The 19,707-nt window shown below is 63.7% G+C and carries 13 protein-coding genes and 1 pseudogene; 10 read left to right on the top strand and 4 right to left on the bottom strand.

Annotation, left to right across the window (positions count from 1 at the left end):
* The first annotated feature begins 25 nt into the window (after window positions 1–25).
* Window positions 26–1,342 (top strand): ATP-binding protein, encoded by a 1,317-nt coding sequence (locus ACO77H_RS10475; protein WP_432755747.1) that lies wholly within the window; start codon window positions 26–28, stop codon window positions 1,340–1,342.
* Here ACO77H_RS10475 and ACO77H_RS10470 read toward each other — a convergent pair.
* Window positions 1,339–3,279, bottom strand: a complete 1,941-nt coding sequence (locus ACO77H_RS10470; RefSeq protein ID WP_432755410.1) for a TonB-dependent receptor domain-containing protein — start codon at window positions 3,277–3,279, stop codon at window positions 1,339–1,341. The two genes, ACO77H_RS10475 and ACO77H_RS10470, sit on opposite strands and share 4 nt — an antisense overlap.
* A gap of 287 nt (window positions 3,280–3,566) precedes the next feature.
* Here ACO77H_RS10470 and ACO77H_RS10465 point away from each other — a divergent pair, with 287 nt between their 5' ends.
* Window positions 3,567–4,679, top strand: a complete 1,113-nt coding sequence (locus ACO77H_RS10465) for an efflux RND transporter periplasmic adaptor subunit (protein WP_170043531.1) — start codon at window positions 3,567–3,569, stop codon at window positions 4,677–4,679.
* A gap of 2 nt (window positions 4,680–4,681) precedes the next feature.
* Window positions 4,682–7,744, top strand: a complete 3,063-nt coding sequence (locus ACO77H_RS10460) for an efflux RND transporter permease subunit (protein WP_432755409.1) — start codon at window positions 4,682–4,684, stop codon at window positions 7,742–7,744.
* A 61-nt stretch (window positions 7,745–7,805) separates the two neighbouring features.
* Here ACO77H_RS10460 and ACO77H_RS10455 read toward each other — a convergent pair whose 3' ends face one another.
* Both ACO77H_RS10455 and ACO77H_RS10450 read right to left on the bottom strand, forming a co-directional pair.
* Window positions 7,806–8,864, bottom strand: coding sequence for a diguanylate cyclase (locus tag ACO77H_RS10455; protein ID WP_169957172.1), 1,059 nt, complete (start codon window positions 8,862–8,864; stop codon window positions 7,806–7,808).
* 118 nt (window positions 8,865–8,982) lie between these two features.
* Window positions 8,983–9,618: a LysE family translocator gene (locus ACO77H_RS10450; protein WP_169957171.1), complete on the bottom strand. Its 636-nt coding sequence runs from the start codon at window positions 9,616–9,618 to the stop codon at window positions 8,983–8,985.
* A gap of 131 nt (window positions 9,619–9,749) precedes the next feature.
* On the opposite strand from ACO77H_RS10450, the gene ACO77H_RS10445 reads away from it, so the two are divergent.
* The 6 genes and pseudogenes from ACO77H_RS10445 (at window position 9,750) to ACO77H_RS10420 (ending at window position 17,524) form a co-directional block, all read left to right on the top strand.
* Window positions 9,750–11,144: a PLP-dependent aminotransferase family protein gene (locus tag ACO77H_RS10445; protein WP_432755408.1), complete on the top strand. Its 1,395-nt coding sequence runs from the start codon at window positions 9,750–9,752 to the stop codon at window positions 11,142–11,144.
* 1,166 nt (window positions 11,145–12,310) lie between these two features.
* Entirely contained in the window at window positions 12,311–13,699 is a 1,389-nt protein-coding gene (locus tag ACO77H_RS10440) for an amidase (protein WP_432755407.1), read from the top strand.
* Window positions 13,700–13,794: 95 nt separating this feature from the next.
* Complete coding sequence (locus ACO77H_RS10435) at window positions 13,795–15,147, top strand: citrate-proton symporter (protein ID WP_262380942.1); 1,353 nt, start codon at window positions 13,795–13,797, stop codon at window positions 15,145–15,147.
* Window positions 15,148–15,181: 34 nt separating this feature from the next.
* A pseudogene (locus ACO77H_RS10430) lies at window positions 15,182–15,271 on the top strand (outer membrane lipoprotein carrier protein LolA); the annotation flags it as partial.
* Window positions 15,272–15,294: 23 nt separating this feature from the next.
* Entirely contained in the window at window positions 15,295–16,641 is a 1,347-nt protein-coding gene (locus tag ACO77H_RS10425) for an OprD family outer membrane porin (protein WP_170043528.1), read from the top strand.
* 187 nt (window positions 16,642–16,828) lie between these two features.
* Complete coding sequence (locus ACO77H_RS10420) at window positions 16,829–17,524, top strand: alpha/beta fold hydrolase (protein ID WP_169956850.1); 696 nt, start codon at window positions 16,829–16,831, stop codon at window positions 17,522–17,524.
* On the opposite strand, the gene ACO77H_RS10415 is transcribed toward ACO77H_RS10420, so the two are convergent.
* Window positions 17,521–18,426, bottom strand: a complete 906-nt coding sequence (locus ACO77H_RS10415) for a LysR family transcriptional regulator (protein WP_432755406.1) — start codon at window positions 18,424–18,426, stop codon at window positions 17,521–17,523. The genes ACO77H_RS10420 and ACO77H_RS10415 overlap by 4 nt on opposite strands.
* A gap of 309 nt (window positions 18,427–18,735) precedes the next feature.
* Here ACO77H_RS10415 and ACO77H_RS10410 point away from each other — a divergent pair, with 309 nt between their 5' ends.
* On the top strand, window positions 18,736–19,503 hold the full coding sequence (locus ACO77H_RS10410) for a FadR/GntR family transcriptional regulator (protein WP_057441603.1): 768 nt from the start codon (window positions 18,736–18,738) through the stop codon (window positions 19,501–19,503).
* The last annotated feature ends 204 nt before the right edge of the window (window positions 19,504–19,707 follow it).

Below are 19,707 nucleotides of genomic sequence, written 5' to 3'. Positions count from 1 at the left end.
CTGGCGCCGCCTATGGCCGCGCACCCTGGTGCAGCAACTGAGCCTGTTGTTGCTGCTGGCGCTGCTGGCCTCCAACGCCATCGCCATGCTGTTCCTGCAACGCACCGGCAGCCTGATCCACCCGCTGTCGCGCAGTTTCAGCCTGGAACGCCTGGTGATCGCGCACCATGCCGCCGGTCTGGGCGGCGAAGAGCCGGCGCACCTGTTGACTGCGATGAACACCGAGAACGCACGTTTCTGGATCGCCCCCCGGGCCGAAGTCGAGCCGTTTGAACTGCGCTCCGAAGAACGGCGCCTGGCCAACGAACTGCGCCAACACCTGCAACTGCCGCCAGACGTGCCCATCGGCATGCAATTGGAACGCATCAGTGGTGCCAACGCCCGCACCCATGTGTTCAGCCCCGCCGGCTGGGCGCCCTTGCGGTTGCGCAGCAGCATCGCCCTGCCGGACGGCCAGTACCTGAATGCGCTGCAGCATCCCGCCGGAGCGTATGAATGGGGCCGCGTATTGGCCTACAGCCTGCCGGTGACCACGGTGCCGGTGCTGCTGATCGTGATGTTTTTCATCGCGCGGGTGGTGCGCCCGGTGAAAACCCTGGCCCAGGCCACCGAACGGGTCAGCCGGGGCGAATGGATCGCACCGCTGCCCTTGAGCGGCCCCCAGGAAGCCCGTGACTTGACCACCGCCTTCAACACCATGCAGGCCAACCTGGCGCGGCATGTCGAAGGGCGCACGCGGATGTTGGCGGCGATCAGTCATGACCTCAACACCCCGCTCACCGAACTGCGCTTGCAGGTTGAGTTGCTGGAGCCAGGCCCTGAGCGGGACGACATGCTCGACAGCCTCGGCGAACTGAGTGCCATGGTGCGCGAAACCCTGAACTTCGTGCGCGACGACGCCGTGCAGGAAGCCACCCGCCGAACCTCGTTGAGCGCATTACTGGATGACCTGGCCAAGCGTTACCGGCGCCTGCAACAACCAGTGACCTGGCTGGGCGCCCCGCCGCTGCTGCTCGATTGCCGGCCGCTGGCGCTCAAGCGCGCCCTGGCCAACCTGATCGACAACGCGGTCAAACATGGCGGCGATGCCTGTATCAGCCTCAAGCGCGAGGACACGGGGGTGCTGTGCGTAGAGATTCTCGACCATGGCGCCGGCCTGCCCCAGGACTGGCTGAACAAGGTGTTCGAACCCTTCGTACAGCTGGGCGCCAGCGGCGGTGGCCTGGGGTTGGGCCTGGCGATTGCACGGTCGTGCATCCAGGCCCATGGCGGCGAACTGCTCTTGGAGAACCGCCCACCGGCAGGTCTCTGCGCGGTGATGCGGTTGCCTGCAGCGCCTTAGAAGTTGAGCGTGGCCCCCATCCACAAGGTGCGCCCGTAGTTCACGGTGCCGTAGGTCTCGTCGTCCAGGCGCTTGTTGGCCAGGTTGTTGAGGGAGGCATTGAGGGTCAGGGATTCGGTCGCATCAAAGGAGCCGCCCAGGTCGGCGGTGGTGTAGCCCGGCGCCGGTTTTTCACTGGTGATGGTGTTACCGGTTTCCTCACCGTAATAGCTCAACGAAGCCCAGGCCTGGGCGCGGTCGTTGATACTCCATTCGCTACGCACATTGGCCTTTTGCTTGGGGGTCAAGGCCAGGGGCGCGCCAGCGTTGGCACCGGTTTTCTGTTCGGAATCGGTGTAGGTGTAGTTGGCCTTGAGCAGCACGCTGGGGTTGATATCCCATTGGCCGTTGAGCTCCACGCCCTGGATGATCGCCTTGTCGACGTTGACCCGCTCCATGATGGTGTAGCCGTTCCAGCGCTGGTCGGTGGTGACGGTGGACAGTTTGTCCTGGAAGTCGTTGTAGAACAGGGTCGCGCCCGCCGACAGATCGTCACGGTTGCTCCACAGCGCCGAGATTTCGTAGTTGGTGCTGGTTTCCGGCTTGAGGTCGGGGTTGCCGAACATCACGAAACGGTTGCGCCGCAGGTAGGCGTAGTCCGCCACCACCGCGCGGATCTCCGGGGCCTTGAAGCCACGGGCGATGCCGCCCTTGAACGTCCACTGCTCGCTGGCGCGCCACACCCCATACAGCCGTGGGCTGACATGGGCACCGTATTCTTCGTGATGATCCAGGCGCAGGCCGGTGGTCAGGGCGAAGCTGTCGGTGACCGACCATTCGTTCTCGGCAAACAGGGCTTTTTGCACCACCGAGAACTCGTAGTCCACACGGTCGCCCAGGCCCTGGTTCCAGTCGGTCAGCTGGCTTTCGTTCCACTGCATGCCCACGGTGCTGACGTTATGGGCCGTGGGCACCACCAACTTGGCGTCGAACACACTGTTCTTGACCTCGGGCTTGCGTCCGAAAATATCGGTTTGGGCCGGCGTGGCGCGGCCTTCGCGGGTGGAAGTTTCCTGGGCAAAGGCAATGTCCGAGGTGGCCCAGCCCCAGCGACCCTGGTGCGACAGCGACCAGTGATCGCGGTTGTTTTCCTGCTCGCGGGTGGCCCAGTTGGCGCTGATCCCATCGCCGTTTTTCAGGCGCGTGGCGCCGGCTTCAAGAAGGATGTCGTGGTCGATGCCCGGGGTGAAGGCCAGGCGCGCGGTGAGGTCGCGGTGATCGGCTTTACTGAAGCCATTGGTCTGCTCAATATCGTCATCGGCCTGGCGGTCGAGGTAACGGCCCCACACCTGCAAGCCGAGCAGGTCTTCCTTGAGCGGGCCGCTGAGGTAGAACTGGGTCTGGCGCGCATTGCCCTGGTCGCTGTGCTGGCGGGCCGAGTAGTCATAGCCAATGGAGCCGCCCCACTGCGGCGACACCTTGCGCGTGATCACGTTGATCACCCCGCCGATGGCATCGGAACCGTACAGCGACGACATCGGCCCGCGCACCACTTCGATGCGCTCGATGGCGGCGGCCGGCGGCACAAAGCTCTGCTCGTAGCCACTGTTGCCATTGACCCGCGACTCCCGGGCGCTCTGGCGTTTGCCGTCGACCATGATCAGCGTGTAGTCGGCGGGCATGCCACGGATCGAGATGTCGGTTTCATTGGCCCCGCCATTCACCGTGACGCCCTCGACATCCCGCACCGCATCGCCCAGGTCGCGGTACGACTTGCGGCGCAAGGCCTCGCCATCGATCACCGTGACCGAGGCCGGCGCGTCTTCGACATTCTGTGCAAAGCCCGAGGCGGTCACCACCACCTCATTGATTTGCAGTGACGCTGGCTCATCGGCGTGAGCGTTGAGACTGCCAGCCACCAGCAGGGCCAGCGGCGCAAAACGAAAAGCAGGAAGCATGGGCGTAGACCTTCAGGATTTATCTCAAAAGAGAATCGTAATCATCTACGCCCGGATAACTTGGACAAAGTGTGACAACTGCACCGGCATGCGCTTTTGTAGGCGCTGGCTTGCCAGCGATGGCGGCAGGCCCGCCAATGGATTTATCGACTGATACACCGCGATCGCCGGCAAGCCGGCTCGTACAAAACCTGATCGAGGGCTGGCTTAAATAATATTTCGGTCGTAATATTCATGGAAATATTACGACCGTAATTTTATTCGCCCAGCGCCACCAGGAGCCTGAAATGAGCCCACGCCCTCCCCTTCACCGCCTTTTCCCGCCCCTGGCGCTGTTGATCCTGCTCAGCGGCTGCAACAGCCAGGCCGACCCCAGCGCCAACGCCGCCCCTGCGCGCCCGGTGCTGGCGGCCAAAGTCGAAGCCGCCGCCAGCCAGCAGAATGCCTATACCGGGGTGGTCGCGGCGCGTACCGAAAGTGACCTGGGTTTTCGGGTCAGCGGCAAGGTGATCGAACGCAAGGTCGATCCCGGCCAGCATGTGTCCCGGGGCGACACCCTGCTGGTCCTGGATATCGGCGACTTCGAGCTGGCACTGCGCTCGGCAAAAAACCGCGTCAACGCCGCCCAGGCGCAACTGCGCCAGCGCCGCGATGACGCCAACCGCTATCAACGCCTGGCCAGTACCGGCGCGGTATCACGGCAGATCTTCGACCAGGCCGCGACTAACCTGCAGGTCGCTCAAGCGCAGCTCGCCGCCGCCCAGTCGGATGCCAGCCAGATCGAAAACCGTCGCACCTACTCGGTGCTGCGGGCCGATGGCGATGGGGTGATCACCGATGTGCGGGTGGAACGCGGACAGGTGGTGGCCGAAGGGCAGATCGTCGCGCGCCTGGCCCACGACGGCGCACGGGAAGCGATCATCCACCTGCCGGAAAACCTGCGCGACCGCGCCTCGCAAAAAGCCCTGGCCCTGCCGTTCGGCGCGCCGGACCAGGCTGTCAACGCAACCCTGCGCGAACTGTCGGCCAGCGCCGATCCCGTCACCCGCACCTACCGCGCGCGCTATGTGCTGCACGGCAGGGTTGAGCGTTTCGCCCTCGGTTCCACCATCACCCTGCGCCTGCAAGGCAACGGCCAGCCGCCACACACCCGCGTGCCGATCGGCGCCCTGCACGATGCGGGTAACGGAACCGGCGTGTGGCTGATTGGCGCGGATGACAAAGTCAGCTTCGCCCCGGTCACGGTGGCCAGCCTGGGCCAGGAAGACGCCCTGCTTTGCGGCGGGGTCAGCCCCGACCAACTGATCGTCGCCCTCGGTGCGCACCTGCTGCACCCAGGGGACAGCGTACGCCTGTTGCCCGCCCAGGCACTGACCCTCAATCGCCGCCAGGAACCTTGAGCATGCATGGCCTCAACCTTTCCGCCCTGGCGGTCAAATACCGCGCCGTCACGTTGTTCCTGATCCTGGCGATCCTCGCCGCGGGGATATTTTCCTTCGCCAAGCTGGGGCGCGCCGAAGACCCGTTGTTCACCGTCAAGGTCATGACCATCACCGCCGCCTGGCCCGGCGCCACGGCCCAGGAGATGCAGGAACAAGTGGCCGACCGCCTGGAAAAGCGCCTGCAGGAGCTGGACTACTACGATCGTGTGGAAACCATCGCCCAACCGGGGTTTGTGTCGATGCGCATGACCTTCCTCGAGTCCACGCGCCCCAATGAAATCCAGGACCTGTTCTACCAGACCCGCAAAAAACTCAGCGACGAGGCTGCCAAACTGCCCAAGGGCGTGATCGGGCCGTTCTTCAACGATGAATATTCCGATGTGTACTTCGCCCTGTACGCCCTGGAAGCCGAACACCTGCCCCATCGCCAGCAGGTGCAGATGGCCGAAACGATGCGCCAGGACTTCCTCAGGCTGCCAGGGGTGAAGAAGGTCAATATTCTCGGCGAACAGGCGCAGCGGGTGTTTGTCGAGTTTTCCTATGAGCGCCTGGCGACCCTGGGGATCAAGCCCGAGCAGATCTTCACCGCCCTCGCCGCACAAAACGCCGTGGCGCCGTCGGGGTTTGTCGAAACCGCCGGCCCCCGCGCCTATATCCGTATCGACGGCGCCTTCGACAGCCTGGCGCTGATCGAGAACGTGCCGCTGCCGGTGGACGGCAAAGTGTTGCGCATCGCCGATGTCGCCACCGTCAGCCGTGGCTATGAAGACCCGCCCAGCTACCGTATCCGGCACCAGGGCGACCCGGCCTTGATGCTGGGCATCATCATGGAGAAACACTGGAACGGCCTGGACCTGGACAAGAGCCTCAAGGCCCAGGAGGGCAAAATCCAGGCGGACCTGCCCTTGGGTGTCAACTTCGCAAAAGTCTCCGACCAGGCGAAAAACATCAGCCTGGCGGTCAATGAGTTCATGCTCAAATTCTTCGTCGCCCTGGCCGTGGTGATGGTCATCAGCCTGCTGGCCCTGGGCTTTCGTGTCGGTTTGGTGGTGGCGGCAGCCGTGCCGCTGACCCTGTCCATGGTGTTTGTGATCATGCTGCTGACCGGCCGCGAATTTGACCGCATCACCCTCGGTGCGCTGATCATTTCCCTGGGCCTGCTGGTGGACGACGCGATCATTGCCATTGAGATGATGGTGGTCAAACTCGAAGAAGGTTTCGACCGCATCCATGCTGCCACCTTCGCCTGGAGCTCCACCGCCGCACCGATGCTGACCGGTACCCTGGTGACGATCATCGGCTTTCTGCCGGTGGGTTTTGCCCGTTCGGGCGCGGGCGAGTATGCCGGCAATATCTTCTGGATCGTCGGTTTTGCCCTGATCGCCTCCTGGTTGGTGGCGGTGGTGTTTACCCCGTACCTGGGGGTCAAGCTGCTGCCCAATATCAAGCCGGTGCCCGGCGGCCACGACGCGATTTACGCCGGCCCCTGGTACCAGAAACTGCGCCACCTGGTGCAAACCTGCGTGCGCCGGCGCTGGCTGGTGACCGGGCTGGTGGTGTCGGCCTTTGTACTGTGCGGCTTGGGCCTGGGCGTGGTGAAGAAGCAGTTCTTCCCCAACTCCGACCGCTCCGAGCTGATTCTGGAGGTGTATATGCCGCCGGGCAGTGCCTTCAAAAGCACCGAGGCGGTGGCGGCGCAGTTGGAAAAGGCGCTGCTGCAAGAGCCGCAGACCCGCATGGTCGATACCTATGTGGGCGGCGGTGCACCACGGTTTTTCCTGTCGCTGAACCCCGAGTTACCCGACCCGGCGTTCGCCAAGCTGATCGTACAAACCCCCGACGCCCATGCCCGGGACGCCTTGAAACTGCGTATGCGCGAGCGTATCGCCAGCGGCGAATTCCCCGCCGCGCGGGTGCGGGTCACGCAATTGCTGTTCGGCCCGCCGGTGCCCTTCCCGGTGGTGTTTCGCGTGTCTGGCCCCGACGTGAACGTGTTGCGCAGCCTGTCCGAGGAAGTACGCCAGGTGGTTGCCGCCAACCGCCTGACCAAGGACGCGTTCCTCGATTGGGGCGAGCGCAGCAGCGGTTATCGCCTGGTGCTGGACCAGGATCGCCTGCGCCTGCTGGGTTTCACCCCCAACGAAGTGAAATCCCAGCTCAACGCCCTGCTCAGCGGCAACCCCATCACTGAAGTGCGCGAAGGCAACCGCACCGTGTCGGTGGTGGCCCGCGCCCAGGGCAGCCAGCGTGAAGACCTCGGCAACCTCGACAACATGACCCTGACCAACAGCGCCGGGGTGTCGGTGCCCCTGGCCCAGGTCGGGCATTTCCAGGCGGTGATGGAAGAGCCGATCCTCAAGCGTCGCAACCGCGCGAGCACCGTCGAAGTGCGCGCCGACATCATCGACGGCGTGCAACCGCCCGACGTGGAGATGGCGGTCTACAAAGACCTGCAACCCCTGATCGCGCGGCTACCGGCCGGGTATCGCCTGGACATCGGTGGCCCGGTGGAAGAAAGCGCCAAGGCCAACGTGGCCCTGGCGGCACTGTTCCCGATCATGATCCTGCTGACCCTCACGGTGATCATGTTCCAGGTGCGCTCGTTCGGCGTGATGTTGATGGTCTTCGCCACCGCCCCGCTGGGCTTGATCGGCGCGGTGCCGACCTTGCTGCTGTTCAACCAGCCGTTTGGCTTCAATGCGATCCTGGGCCTGATCGGGATTGGCGGGATCCTGATGCGCAACACCCTGATCTTCACCGACCAGATCCGCCAGAACCAGGAACAGGGCATGGCGAGTGGCGAAGCGATCGTCGAAGCCACCGTACGCCGCGCGCGGCCGGTGATCTTGACCGCGCTGGCGGCAGCGTTGGCGTTTATTCCGCTGACCTTGTCGGTGTTCTGGTCGTCCCTGGCGTATGTGCTGATTGGCGGGGTGTTGGTGGGGACGTTATTGACGCTGCTGTTCTTGCCGGCGCTGTGCAGTTTGGTGTTGGGGCGCACGACAACCCTGCACACATCATAAAAACCCCTGGGTGCGGGCGGGCCGCCGCTGGCGCGCTGAGCGCGGATTCAGTTCCGGCAGTTCAAACCGACCGCACCCACCCGCCCTGCACCGAACGCACCCGATTGCGCCCGCTACTCTTGGCCTCATACAACGCCTGGTCGGCATCATTCAACCAACTGGTCGCATCACCGTGGGACGCTTGATACGGCGCCAGGCCAATGCTCAGGCTGGCGCGCAAGGTCGGATCCTGGGCGTAGCCCAGGGAGCTGAAGCGGTCGCGTAGTGCGTCCATCACTTCGGTGGCGTGGCCCAGGGGCATGTCCGGCAGGATCACGCAGAATTCGTCGCCGCCGTAGCGCCCGGCCAGGTCGGTGGCGCGCAGGTTCTGGCGCAGGATCTTACTCAGTTGGCGCAGCACGATGTCGCCGGTGACGTGACCGTAGGTGTCGTTGATGATCTTGAAATGGTCGATATCGATCAGGGCAATCGCAGCGCCCTGCTGGCCGCCCCGGCAGCGTTCGAACTCGATTTCCAGGTGGTCTTTCCAGGCGCCATGGTTGAGTAGGCCGGACAGGCTGTCGGTGCGGCTCAGGGCCAGTAGTTCACGCTTGTGCCGGGCCAGCGTGATGGCCTGGCGATAACAGATCCAGCCCAGGGCCAGCGGATAGAGCATCAGGATCGGCAAGCAGGCGTAAAGCTGGGCGGGCGTGGTCAGGGCGATGTAAGCCGGGGCGAACAGCAGCAGCGCCACCCCGATGCCCAGTGCCTGGGCCACCCAGCCCATCAACATGAACCGCAGCCCACCGATGGCGACGTTGTTCATGGTCATCATCGACAGCGTGGTGACGCTGGGCAGCGGGTTGAAGTGCATGGCACCGACCCAGAAGCCGCCACAAAAAGAGTCCACCAATAGATGACGGCGTTCGGCGCGCAGGGAGTTTTCGGCGCGGCGTGCCAGTTGGTAGGCCAGGTGCGGCCAGGCGAAGGCGTTGAGCAGCATCCAGGCCCAGACCCAGCCTGGCGGATCCAGCGGGTACATGCCGGCCAATACACAGACGAAACCGAGCGTGAGCCCCAGGGTCCGCGATTTGTACAGGCGTCTGGCGAGCGGAAGTCCTTTTCCTCCTGCGGCTGGCATGATCTGGCTGATCCTGGATGAATGCTGGAAGTCTATCAGGGGACCGGCAAATAGCCACTACCGCTCAGAGGGTTATCCCAGGCGCCCATCACCTTGCCAAACCCTTGACGCCAGGCGCCTAGCTGGAGAATCCACGGGCCAGTAACATCGCCACGGCCAGCAGCAACACCGCCGTGACCTTCTGCAACAGCACACGCTTGCGCGGCGACTCGAGCACATGCTTGATGCGCTGGCCGAAGTAGCAATACAGGCAGCCGCTGGCGAACTGCAGGACCAGGAAGGTCAGGCCGAGGATCGCGATGTCGCCGGCGGCGCTGTCCTGCCCCACGGCGGCAAACTGCGGGAACACTGCGCTGAACAGAATGATCGCCTTGGGGTTGGACAGGCCGGTCAGCAAGCCCTTGCCGAACAGGCCACGGGGTGTCTCTGGCCCTTGCCCGCTGGTGTTGATCTGCACGCCGCTGCTGGTCCACTGTTTGTAGGCCAGGTACAGAATGTAAGCCACGCCCACCAGTTGGATGCCCTGGGTAATCAGCGGGTAGCCCTTGATCAGCTCGGAAAAGCCCACGGCAAAGATCAGGATCGAAATCAGGTACGACACACTGGCCCCGAACTGTGCCGGCAAGGAGTGGCGCAGGCCGTCCTTGAGCCCCAGGCTCAGCAGCAGCAGGGTCATGGGGCCGGGGCTGAAGGCCAGGGTGCTGCACAACACCAGGAAATACAGGAACGAAGACAGCGTAAGGGCAGTGACCATGGTGGGTAATTTCACGGCGGCAAGGAATGTTGCGCAGTCTAGGGCGCAGATCCGGCGCCGGGCAGGTAAACTCGGCGGTTATTCATGCAGGCTTTACCGGTAAAGTGACCGGAAAACTTCAGGACATCGCGATGGCCCTTCCGCAGATCCACTTTCATGAGCGCGCCCCCAAGGTCCAGCAGATCGTCGAGGCGTTCGCCCGTGCCATCGAACAAGGCGAATTGGCCGCTGGCAGCAAACTGCCGTCGGTGCGTGAGCTGGGGCAACAGTTGGGTGTCGGAAAATTCACCGTCAATGAAGCCCTGGACCGCCTGCGCGGCCAACACCTGCTGACCTCGCGCCAGGGCCGCGGGCACTTTGTGGCCCAGCGCCAGACGCAGCCATCGTCCAGCAACTGGGTGGACCTGCTGCCCCAGGATTTGCTCAGTGTGCTGCGCCGGCCGATGCTGACCGGCCAGGGCGAACTGCGCCCCGGTGGCGGCCACTTGCCCGAAGACTGGCTCGATTCCGAGACCATGCGCCAGGCCCTGCGCAGTGTGGTACGGGCCCCGTCCCTGCGGGTTGCCGGCATGGGCACGCCGGCGGGTTTCCTGCCGCTGCGCCAGGCCCTGCAACAAAAACTCCTGGGCGATGGGCTGGCGGTGCCGGTGGAACAGATCATCACCACCCCCAGTACCCTGCAAGGCCTGGACATGTTGATGCGCCTGCTGGCCCGCCCCGGTGACACGGTGCTGCTGGATGCGCCGTGCTATTTCAACTTCCACGCCAACCTGGCGTTGCATGGGGTCAAGGTGGTGACACTGCCGCGCGGCCCGGATGGTTTCGACCTGGCGGCCCTGGAGCAGTTGCTCAGCGAGGAACGGCCCAGCCTGTATGTGACCACCAGCATCCTGCACAACCCCACCGGCCATTCCTTCAGCGCGGCCCAGGCCTTTGGGCTGCTGCAACTGATGCGCCAGTATCACTGCCATATCATCGAGGACGACCTCTACGGCGACCTGCACCCCAACCCGCCGCCCCGCCTGGCGGCACTCGCCGGGCTGGAGCAGGTGACCTATCTGTCGGGCTTCTCGAAAACCCTCAGCGCCAATACCCGGGTCAGCTATGTGGTGGCGGCGCCGCAATTGGCGGCCAACCTGACCAACATGAAGTTGATGAGCGGCGGCGTGACCTCGGAGTTGTTCGAGCAACTGGTCTACCGCCTGCTCAGCGAAGGCAGCTATGCGCGGCACCGCAAGCGCATGGTCCAGCGCCTGCTGGAAGCCGGTGCCCGGGTAGAACAGTGGTTGCGCCGCTGTGGCTGTGAGCTGCCCATGGGGTATGAAGCGGGGATGTTTATCTGGGCGCGCCTGCCGGCCGGGGTCAAGGGTGAACAACTGGCCGAGGCCGGGCTCAAGCGCGGCATGGTGTTCGCGCCGGGGGCACTGTTTGGGTATGAGCCGGGGCTGCATGATTTTATGCGCTTCAATGTGGCGCATTGTGATGATCCACGGGTATGCAACGCCATCGAGCAATTGTTGCGCTGATCCAGTGTGGGAGCGGGCTTGCCGTAATGCCGATCAGTCAAGCGAACGCAATGCTCAACGCAGTGAAGATCAAATGTGGGAGCGGGCTTGCTCGCGAAGACGTCGGCCCAGCAAACATTGATGTTGACTGACCCACCGCTTTCGCGAGCAAGCCCGCTCCCACAAGGGATCTGCGTCGGGGCAAAAGCTTGGGCCACACCACAAATCAAAGGTAGGAGCTGGCTTGCCTGCGATGGCGGTATACCAGCCGCCAAAAATAATGGCCGAACTACCGCTTTCGCGAGCAAGCCCGCTCCCACAGGGGATGTGCGTCGGGGCAAAAGCTTGGGCCACACCACAAATCAAAGGTAGGAGCTGGCTTGCCTGCGATGGCGGTATACCAGCCGCCAAAAACAGTGGCTGAACCGCCGCTTTCGCGAGCAAGCCCGCTCCCACAGGGGATGTGCGTCGGGGCAGTAGTTTGGGCCACACCACAAATCAAAGGTAGGAGCTGGCTTGCCTGCGATGACGGTATACCAGCCGCCACAAATAGTGGCCGAACCGCCGCTATCGCGGGCAAGCCCGCTCCCACAGGGGATGTGCGTCGGGGCAGTAGTTTGGGCCACACCACAAATCAAAGGTAGGAGCTGGCTTGCCTGCGATGACGGTATACCAGCCGCCACAAATAGTGGCCGAACCGCCGCTATCGCGGGCAAGCCCGCTCCCACAGGGGATGTGCGTCGGGGCAGTAGTTTGGGCCACACCACAAATCAAAGGTGGGAGCTGGCTTGCCTGCGATGACGGTATACCAGCCGCCAAAAATAGTGGCTGAACCGCCGCTATCGCGGGCAAGCCCGCTCCCACAGGGGATGTGCGTCGGGGCAGTAGTTTGGGCCACACCACAAATCAAAGGTAGGAGCTGGCTTGCCTGCGATGGCGGTATACCAGCCGCCACAAATAGTGGCCGAACCGCCGCTTTCGCGAGCAAGCCCGCTCCCACAGGGGATCTGCGCTTGACTGACTGGTATTAGGGCTTGCCGGCGCCCAGAGTCGTGACAATTGAGTGCACACAAAAACGCAACACTGCACCGCTTCGAATGTGATGGTCGCTGCTGCCCAGGGTTTATATAGTCGGGTCCAACAGCCACCCGCCATGAGCCCCAGGGCCCATCACCAGGAAGCGCTCAATGACCGATCTTCACGACCTCACGGCCACGCAATTGCTGGCGCAGTTCGCCAGCCGCCAACTCTCCCCCATCGACTACTACGACCACCTGCTGGGCCATATCGACCGCTGGGAGCCGCAGATCCGCGCGCTGTACGCCTTCGATCCACAGCAGGTACGCCGGCAAGCCCAGGCCGCCACCGAGCGCTGGAACAAAGGCCAGCCCAACGGCGTGCTCGATGGTGTGCCCGTGACCATCAAGGAACTGATAGCCACCGAAGGCACGCCGATTCCCCTCGGCAGCGCCGCCACCCGCCTGACCCCGGCCCTCAGGGACGCCCCGCCCGCCGCGCGGATGCGCGAAGCCGGGGCGATTGTGCTGGCCAAGACCACTGTCCCGGATTTCGGCATGCTCTCCTCCGGCCTGTCGAGCTTCCATGGCATCACCCGCAACCCGTGGAACACTGCCAACAACACCGGCGGTTCCAGCTCGGGGGCTGGCGCGGCGGCCGCCGCCGGTTACGGGCCGTTGCATATCGGCACCGATATCGGCGGCTCGGTGCGCCTGCCCGCCGCCTGGTGTGGCCTGGTGGGGTTCAAGCCGACCCTGGGGCGCATCCCGATCGACCCGTACTACACCGGCCGCACCGCCGGGCCCATGACCCGCACGGTGGACGACTGCGTCTTGATGATGCAGCACCTGGCCCGCCCCGATACCCGCGACGCCACCAGCCTGCCGCCGCTCACCAGCGAGTGGAGCAACCAGCCGCTGTCGGTCAGGGGCCTGCGGGTCGGGCTGATGCTCGAGCCAGGTGCCGGCCTGCAACCGGAAGGTTTCGTGTGTGAGGCGGTGGAGCACGCCGCACGCCTGTTCGAAGCCCATGGCGCCAGGGTCACGCTGATCCCGCCGATCATGGACCGCGCCCAGCTCGACGGCCTCGACCAGTTCTGGCGCGCCCGGCAATGGGGCGACTTGTCGGCCTTGAGCAGCGAGCAGTTCGATAAAGTCTTACCGTACATCCGCGACTGGGCCGCCCCTGGTGCCGACATCAGCGGCGTACAGGCGGTGCAGGGGTTCAACCAGACCTTCGAGATGCGCCGCCGCGCCGCCCAGGCCTTCAGCGACCTGGACCTGATCCTGTCGCCCACCAACCAGGTCAACGCGTTCCCCGCCCAATGGCCATCGCCGAGCAATGACCCGCAATTGCCGTTCGAACACATCGTGTTCACCGTGCCCTGGAACATGGGCGAGCAACCGGCGCTGTCGATCAACTGTGGTTTCGCCGCCGATGGCATGCCCATCGGCCTGCAGATGATCGCCCCCCGCTTTGCCGATATCTGGCTGCTGCAAATCGCAAAAACCTATGAGAGCTGGCGTGGCGCAATCCACCAATGGCCGAACCCGAACTGACCTTGACGCTGTAACTGAACTGCCCACCCACACGCCCGCTCCCTGGCCACAAGGCCGGGGCCTGGGCGACCTATAACTAAAACCGAGGGGCTGGTATGCACACTGAACAATTGACTCGCGAGGGTCCCGAGCACACACCCGAAACGCCATCACCGGACGCCGGCCGCAAGAGCATCTTCGCCGTGGTGCTGGGCAATGCCGTGGAGTTTTTCGACTTTGGGGTCTACGCGACCTTCGCGGTGATGATCGGCCACACGTTTTTCCCGTCCGACAGCGCCTTCGTCAGCTTGATGCTCTCGGTCACCGCCTTTGGCATCGGCTTTATCGTCCGGCCCCTGGGTGCGGTGCTGATTGGCGCCTACGCCGACCGCGTCGGGCGCAAGCCGGCGATGTTGCTGACCCTGGTGATGATGGCGGTGGGCACCGGCAGTATTGCGATATTGCCCGGCTACGAGACCATCGGGATTGCCGCGCCGATCCTGCTGGTGGTCACCCGCATGATCCAGGGCCTGGCCTGGGGCGGTGAAGCCGGCCCCGCCACCACCTATATCCTGGAAGCCGCGCCAGCGCACAAACGCGGCACCTATGCCTGTTGGCAAGTGGTGGCCCAGGGTGTCGCCGCCATGGCCGCAGGGCTGGTGGGTTATACCCTGACCAAAGTGATGTCCCCCGAAGACCTCAACAGCTGGGGCTGGCGCGTGCCGTTCGTGTTTGGCCTGCTGGTGTTGCCGATTGGGATCTATATCCGCCGTAACCTGGCCGAGACCTTCCACGGCCAGGGCGAAACCACCAGCACCGGCGATCTGGTGCGCGAAGTCTGCGGCAAGCATCGGCGCGCGCTGGTCCTGGGTTTGCTGATCCTCTCGGGCAGCACCATCACCCAGTACTTCCTCAACTACATGACCACCTTTGCCCTGACAGAGCTGAAGTTGCCCACCAGTATTTCCATGCTCTCGACCCTGGTGGCCGGCGCGGCCATGGCAGTGTGCGCGGTGGCCGGCGGCATGTTGTGCGACCGTTTCGGGCGCCGGGTGATCCTGATGACGCCCCGGGTGGTGCTGTTGCTGATCCTGTTCCCGGCCTTGCAATTGATGACCGAACACCCCAGCCCGTCGACCTTCCTCCTGACCCTGGCAGTGCTCTCGGGCCTGCATGGCATGAGCGGCGCGGCGTTGATCGTGTTGTTGGTGGAGAGCTTCCCCAAATCCGTGCGCTCCACCGGTTTCTCCATCGTCTACGCGTTTGGTGTGGCGGCGTTTGGCGGCACTGCGCAGATCATCATCACCTGGTTGATCGGCACCACAGGCGACCCGATGTCACCGGTGTGGTACCTGCTGATCGCCAACCTGGTGTGCCTCACCGCTGCCTGGTTCGCCAAGGAAACCCGGCCCGTGCTGCCCGGCACCCCGGCCCGCGAAACCCGGCTCACAGAAGCCCCGGTTCGCTGAACAGCGCGTATGCACCCTTCATGTAGGAGCGAGCTTGCTCGCGAAGACCGTCAACGATAACGCGCGCATTCTGGATGCACGCGGCGGTCTCCGGCTTTTCGCGAGCAAGCTCGCTCCTACAGTTTCTTCTTTGTGTGGGGATGAACCATGTATCCACGTCTTTTCCTGGCCGCCACCCTGGCGACCGGCACCCAGGCTTATGCGCAAGAAAACGCCCAGGCCAGCGCTCCGGGCTTTATCGAGGGCAGCAGCCTGGACCTGAACCTGCGTCACTACTATTCCAACCAGCACACCCAGCGCAGCACCTACCTGAGCATCAAGAAACCCGGTGGCATCGAACGCACCCGCGTGCGCGAAACCTGGGTGCAGACCGCCATGCTCAAATACAGCTCCGGCTACACCCAGGGTGTGATTGGCGTGGGGGTGGATATCGGCGTATTCAGTGCGGTCAACCTGCAGCGCGGGCATGGCAAGGTGGCCAATGGCGGCGACCGCGTGCTGGTGGACAGCGACGGCGATGCGATCCCGACCTGGAGCCGGCTGGGGGTGGGCGATGTGCGGTTGCGCCTGTCCAATACCGAGCTCAAGGCCGGGCGCCTGATGACCGACAACCCGATCCTGCGCTACAAGGACAACCGCGCCCTGCCCTCCAGCTTCCAGGGCGTGGGCCTGTACAGCAATGAACTGGACTGGCTGTCGATCCAGGGCGGCAGTTTCGACCGGGCCATCCCGCGCACCGGCACCGGCGCCGAGCGCCTGACCACCACCTTCGGCAACCGCGCCTACAGCGGCGCGCGCATCAGTTACCTGGGGGCCACGCTCAAGCCGGGCTACGGCCTGGAAGCCAGCCTCTACGGCTCGCGCTTCGAGGACATGTGGGACCAGTACTACCTGGGGCTGACCCATCGCATCGGCGACAAAAACACGCTCGCCCTCAAGACCGCCCTGCACTACTACCACACCGAGGACTCCGGCCAGCAGCGCCTGGGCTACATCGACAACGACGCCGCCAGCCTGGCCGTGACTGCCAACCACCAGGCCCACAGCCTGACCCTGGCCTGGCAACAGGTGTTCGGCAACGAGTACTTCGACTATGTGTGGGAGTCCACCGGCAACTACATGGCCAACTCGCTGTACTCGGACTACAACGGCCCCAACGAAAAATCCTGGCAACTGCGCTACGACCTTGACCTGGCCGCCTACGGCGTGCCCGGCCTGACCGCCAGCCTGTGGCACGCCAAGGGCTGGGGCATCGACGGCACGCACTACGAGGGTGATCGCAACGGCCACAACACCGGCTACAACGTGCGCGGGCTGGACAACGCCAAGCACAACGAAAACGGCTTGATGCTGGCGTATGTGGTGCAATCGGGGAAGTTGAAAAACTCGGTCCTGCGCACCATCGTCTACAACCACCGCGCCAGTGGCGGGCAGATTGACGGCAGCTATGACGAATTCAGGATCGTCGGCAATTTCCCCATCAACCTGTTCTGACACCCGCCCGTCGGCATCAGCAGTTGCCGACGGGTAAAATTCAGAATTCTTACACCCTACATGCGACTGCTCCGGCATTGGCTCGCCGCCGCCCTTGGTAAAAAGCCTGTTCCCTATGGACGGTTACCCAGGAACGCGGATGAAACCTTTGAAAGCAGCAGCGCTTTGCCTCATCAGTGGATGGATGATGCTCTTGAGTTCTCCCGGCCATGCCGCGGCGCCCGGTATCGAATGGTTGGTGGATTGCCCGCGCCTGCCCGGGCGGGCGCTTGACCAGGAGGTGGTGGCGCGTACCCAGTGCGGCATCGTCACCGTGCCGCTGGACCACCAGGCCCCCGACGCACGCACCTACCGCCTGACCCTCACCCGGGTCGGTGCCCAGCAGCCCCTGGAGCGCCGGGGCGTGATCTTCGCGCGACCGGCCACGGCCCAGGCAAATTTGCATGGGGTGTTCGCGGTGCATCTGGCAACCGTCTGGAAGTACTACAACACCGAGGCATACCGCACGCTGACGCGCCTCTACGACGTCGTTGAACTAAGCCCGCGCAAGGGCGTGGCCAATGAACAATCGGCGTGGGACATGGAGTTCGTGCGCCAGCAACTGGGGGAGCAACGCGTCAGCTTCCTGGGCATCGCCCAGGGCAATCTGTTGGGTGCCGAGTACGCCCAATTGTTTGCCGACCGTGTCGAGCGCATGGTGCTGATCGAGCCCGACGCAAGCACCGCCCAGGCATCCGACACACTGCCCGCCACCCTACGGCTCAAGGGCCCCTATCTACAGAGCACCACCACCGATGCCAGCCAGTGCGTGAACCGCTGGGCCGGCATCTACCTGGCCCAGGGCAGACAGCCGCCGTCGTCGACCCGTTGCCTGGCCGATTAATCCACCAGCGCGCAACGCTGCATGGCGCTGGCCAGCATGTCCTGGCATTTGAGGACCGCCACCGAGCGCGGTCGGTTGCGGTAGCCGCACAGGTCAATGCGAATCCGCCCCAGGTGCTCATCGGCAATCGGCACCGCCACCAGGCCATCACCCAGGTCGCGGGAATCGGCATCCACCTGGGGCAGGATCAAGACCGCCGCCCGTTGCCGGGCCAGGCTTTTCTGCACTTCCAGGGAGCTGGTGGTAAACACCGGCTGGATCGTCACCCCACGCTTTTTCGCCGCCGCCTCCAAGGCCTGGCGCACGCCGTACGCCGAGTCGGGAATGGCCAGGGGCTGGCCTTCAAGCTCGCGCAACTCAATGCTGTCGCGCTGGGCAAACGGGTGTTCGGCGCTGACCAGTACGCGGTGCCACAACTCGCATTGCGCGGTGACTTCCACATCGGCCCGCTCCTGCAGATAGAACGCCAGGCCCAGGTCGGCCTCGCCACTGCACAGTGCATCCAGAGTGGCCGAGGCGCTGGCGATCACGATATTGAACGTGACCTTGGGGTGCGCCCGGTAGAACGCCGCGAGTACCGGCGCCAGTACCGTGGAAACGATACTTTCTGACACATGAATGCTGATGTTACCCGCCACCTGGCTTTGCCGGCTGGCGATCACATCGCGCACCTGATCGAGGCCGCGCAGGGTACTGGTGACCTGCTCGGCCAGGCACTCGCCCTCTACCGTCAGGCGGATACCGCGCGGGCCGCGCTCAATCAGCGCGGCGCCAAAGAAGTGTTCCAGGTGTTCGATCTGCCGGCTGACGGCAGTGGGCGTGACGTACAAACGCTCGGCCGCCTTACGCAACGAGGCGCAGCGCGCCACCTCGTGAAAATACCGCAAGGCTCGTAATTGCATGCTCGGGTGCTCCTGCACAAAGACTGGAGCACCAAGGCACGCAATTACTGCGCCAGGCTCAATCTGCCTAACTCCACAACTCAACTGTAGGAGCTGGCTTGCCTGCGATAACAGTGGCTCAGGCAATATTTTCTCAGTTGATAAACCGCTATCGCAGGCAAGCCAGCTCCCACCGTTGATTTGAGTTGGCCTGCTAGTCCAAAGGTGGTTTACGACCTGTTTTACCTGAAAACGACCCCCGCCGTTGACGCCCCGTCCCAACCCCTATTAAGTGCTATTTATCCGCATTAATACGATAAATAGAAAACCATGCTCAGCCGCCCCCTGCGACGCAAACGCCAGAAGCTTTCCGATGTGATTGTCGAGTCGGTCAAGCGCTCGATCGTCACCGATGCCTTGAAGCCCGGCGACCGCTTGCCCACCGAGCGCGAGCTGATGGAGAGCTTCCAGTGCTCCAAGGGCTCGGCCCGCGAAGCGCTCAAGGCCCTGGAGGTCGAAGGCCTGGTCAGCACCCGCACCGGCCCAACCGGTGGCGCGTACCTGAACCAGGCCGGCACGGAGCCGGCCAGCCGTGCCTTGCGCAACTACCTGCACTTCCAGCACCTGGATGGCGAGCAGGTGTACCAGTTGCGCAAGGTGATCGAGGTGGAGCTGGCCGTGTCGGTGCTGGGGCGCCTGAGCGAAGACGACTATCGCGCCCTGCAAGACAACGTGGACTTTTGCAGCGCCCCGGAAGACAGCGAAGCCGGCCAGCGTGAGCAACGCCTGGCGGAACTGGAGTTCCACAATTTGCTGGCCAGGGCCTGCCCCAACCCGCTGCTGAGTTTCATGGCGCAGTTCCTCAACGACCTGCTGCGCGACCTGGTGGTGCTGAAAAAGGCCTACAAGCCCAAGCGCAAGCAGTTCGACGCGGCCAACCTGGACTATCACAAGCAACTGTTGAGTGCGTTTCGTGCCAACGATGAAGCGGCCGTGCGCAGCCTGATGCATGAACACATGTGCGACGCCGAACACCACATGACCGCGCTGGAAGGCCAGGTCAGCCCGCATTTTTTGCTGGAGTTCGACCACTCCTGAACACACCACAAATCCCTGTAGGAGCTGGCTTGCCTGCGATAGCGGTCGGTCAGGCAAATTTTCTCAACTGATCAACCGCTATCGCAGGCAAGCCAGCTCCTACAGTTTCGACCGTGTTTGACTTCAATAAAAAAGGCCTGCCCACAGGCCGTGCTCCACCGTATCGCCATTGCCACTCCTGCCAATAACTAAACCAGGGAGTCA

Origin of the sequence: Pseudomonas sp. WMBT8 (assembly GCF_050916005.1) — a bacterium.
Lineage (GTDB): Bacteria > Pseudomonadota > Gammaproteobacteria > Pseudomonadales > Pseudomonadaceae > Aquipseudomonas.
This window is presented reverse-complemented; position numbering and strand designations above follow the sequence as displayed.